Raw genomic sequence first — 3,131 nt, forward strand, 5'->3', positions numbered from 1 at the left:
CCGTCGCAAGCTGCTTACGGACCTTTGGCGTTTCGCGGCTCACCGTCATCATGCCACCGGTCGCCTTCTCGAGCGCGTCACCGAAGCGTTCCGCAAACCCGTCAGGATTTGCATCGGCTTCGGCCGGATGACCTGAGCCCCTGAACTTCCTCCAAATTTTTGTAGAGTCCGTCACACTGAGGAGACGGACAGGATGAAGCATTCACGGTTCACGGACGAGCAGATCATCGGGATATTGAAAGAGCAGGAGAGCGGCCTGAGGACGGCCGATGTTTGCCGCAAGCACGGAATATCCGAAGCGACCTTCTACAAATACAAGGCCAAGTTTGGCGGTATGGAGGTTTCCGATGCTCGCAAGCTGAAGGCTTTGGAAGACGAGAACGCCAAGCTGAAGAAGCTGCTGGCCGAGACCATGCTGGACAACGCCATTTTGAAGGACGTTGCTTCAAAAAAATGATGACGCCCGATGTGAAGCGGGATGCTGTGGCTCATGTCTGCGAGCAGCATGGGGTGAGCCAGCGTCGGGCGTGCGAGGTTTTGTCCATTGATCGGTCGAGTGTGCGATACCGCAGCATCCGACCGGATGACGCTGATATCCGTGAGGCGATGAAGTTGGTGGCATCCGAACGTCGCCGTTTCGGGTATCGACGCATTCACGTCATGCTGGATCGGCAGGGCATTGTCATGAACCTGAAGAAGCTCAGACGGCTCTATCGGGAAGAAAAGCTGACCGTGCGCAAACGCGGCGGTCGCAAGCGGGCTTTGGGAACGCGGCGACCTTTGGCACTACCGTCGCGACCCAACGAGCGCTGGAGCCTCGATTTCGTCAGCGACGCATTCACGGATGGTCGTCGCTTTCGCGTCCTTGCCGTTGTTGACGACTTCACCCGCGAATGCCTGGCGCTGGTCGCCGACACCTCGCTCTCCGGTCGGCGGCTTGCACGCGAACTCGACGCCGTCATCGCCCGACGAGGGAAGCCGCGAACGATTGTCTCCGACAATGGCACGGAGATGACGAGCATGGCCATTCTCGAATGGTGCCAAAGCACTCACGTCGAATGGCATTACATCGCGCCGGGCAAGCCGATGCAGAACGCCTTCGTAGAAAGCTTCAACGGCAGCTTCCGTGATGAATGCCTCAATGAAACACTGTTCTCGTCACTGACCCAGGCCAGGACGGAAATCACAGCATGGAAGGAGGACTACAATCGAAACAGACCACACTCTTCACTGGGCAACATCACACCCAGTGAATTCGCAATGAAAATGGCTATGGAAAAACTGGCCGCCTAAAGTCACATTGAAAACCCGAGACTCTCCTGAAAACTGGAGGGAAGATGGGGCTCAGGTCAGAGAGCGAGTGCCGTGATGTCGGCGGTCAATGCCGCTTCGTCATCTGCGATTTTGCGCTGCGTAGAACGATGCTGGCCGAGAACCCGGCAGGCCCGTCGTTCGGACACGCCCAGTTCTGCGGTGACATGATCCACACACGCACGGCGGCGGGCGGGGCTTGGAAGTTTCCCCTGGCAGCCTCCGCCAGGATCATTGTCCAAAGTCAGATCAGAAATTGCCCGGCGGAGGCGAGCGTTCTCGGTCTCCAATTCCTTCAGGCGTTTCACCTGATCGCCCTTCAGGCCGCCGTATTCTGCCCGCCAACGATAATATGTAACTTCCGTTACGCCTATCGACCGGATCGCCTCCGCCGTCGATTTGCCATGCGCATTCAGCACGTCAACTTGACGAAGCTTCATGACGATCTCTTCTGCCTTGTGTCTTTTCGCTGCCATTTCAATGTCCTTCTTCGGCTCATAAGCCATACTTCAAGAAGGATCACTTTTCAGGGGGCAGACCACTCTCAAGGCGCGCGAATTTGCAAGTCTCTGTGTAGCCAGGCCCCGCAAAATGAAACACATACCCCACCAAGATTCACCGCGCCTTCGACATGCCGTCAATCTCGGTTCACCCGTTCGAGACGCTCTGCATTCGCCGCGGCAACCGGCGATCAATCCTCAATCTCTCCGCGCGAAAGCCCGACCCACTTGCCGGTGACCGAGCCGTCGATGTGGATGTCGATGAGCAAAGGCCGCTTGAGGGTAGCAATCGCGGCTTCGACCAGATCGAGATCCTGAAGAGTCCTGACTTCAATGCCGTCCCCCCCGAGAGCCCGTGCAACCGCGGACAGGTCGGGGTTTTCGAAGCGCGCATAGTCGAGGTTCCAGCCGCGATGCTCAAGATGCTTGATCTCGGCGCCATAGGCCTGGTCATTCATGACGATGACGACCATGGGCAGCCTGGCGCGCACCGCCGTTTCGAATTCCGGCAGGGCCATCATGAGGCCACCGTCGCCGCAGACCGCTACCGAGACGCGGTCAGGCCGGGCGACAGCCGCGCCGATCGCCGACGAGAGCCCGAGCCCGATGCAGCCGAAGCTGGGCGTGAAGAGAAAGCCGCGCTGGTCCTGGATCTTCAGCGCACGGATCGGGAACTCGAAGAAATGCCCGCCATCTGTGGTGACGGTGCGATTCAACGGCAGGATCTGGTCCAGGCGACGATTTACTGCGACAGGATGCAGCCGGTCGGTCGCCGGAAGCTCCTCGGACTTGCTGTCGCTGATGCCGACATTCCACCAGACCTCACGGTCTTCGACTTCCGGCAGACTTGCAAGCAGGCGATCAGCGGCAGTCTTCGCGTCTGCCACGAGGGGAATGTCGGACTTCACCAGCGACCGCTCGAAGGCCGCGGCGTACCAGTCGCAGTGAAGCAGCTGCGCCTGCGGGAACGCCATGCCGCCCCGCGTTGTCCACATGTTCAGGCCTGCGCCGAACACGGCGACCACGTCGGCGCGTTTCAAAATCTCGTTGGTCCGTGCAGAGCCGAAGCCGCCACATATACCAAGGTTGCGCGCGTTGCCTTCCGCGGCGCCGGCAGCCAGAAGCGAGGTGGTGACGACCGCATTCCGCCGCTCGGCCAGCTTGAGGAGCGACGGCACCGCGCCAGCCAGCACCGCACCCCGACCGATGAGAATTGCAGGCCGCTGGGCTCGATCCAAGGCAGATTCAAACTTACGGAACTGCCCATCGTCGATTGCTGGAAGTGCCGGTTGAGGCTCCTTCGGCGGTGGGCCGTCGGTC

Annotated in this window: 2 protein-coding genes and 1 pseudogene; 1 reads left to right on the forward strand and 2 read right to left on the reverse strand. The window is 59.7% G+C overall.

The window, feature by feature from the left end; translation table 11 throughout:
- Positions 1 to 193 precede the first annotated feature (193 nt).
- Positions 194 to 1,293, forward strand: a protein-coding gene (locus tag VL202_RS24045) for an IS3 family transposase (RefSeq protein ID WP_414692941.1) whose coding sequence is annotated in 2 segments (ribosomal slippage) — positions 194 to 446 and positions 446 to 1,293 — 1,101 coding nt in all. Because the reading frame shifts where the segments join, the coding sequence is not laid out codon by codon here.
- A gap of 62 nt (positions 1,294 to 1,355) precedes the next feature.
- Here VL202_RS24045 and VL202_RS24050 read toward each other — a convergent pair.
- Together VL202_RS24050 and VL202_RS24055 are read right to left on the reverse strand one after the other, a co-directional pair.
- A pseudogene (locus VL202_RS24050) lies at positions 1,356 to 1,787 on the reverse strand (transposase); the annotation flags it as partial.
- Between the two features lie 215 nt (positions 1,788 to 2,002).
- The coding region (locus VL202_RS24055; protein WP_325466580.1) for a thiamine pyrophosphate-binding protein at positions 2,003 to 3,131 on the reverse strand (1,129 nt) is incomplete at its 5' end.

Origin of the sequence: Pararhizobium sp. (assembly GCF_035497515.1) — a bacterium.
GTDB lineage: Bacteria > Pseudomonadota > Alphaproteobacteria > Rhizobiales > Rhizobiaceae > Pararhizobium.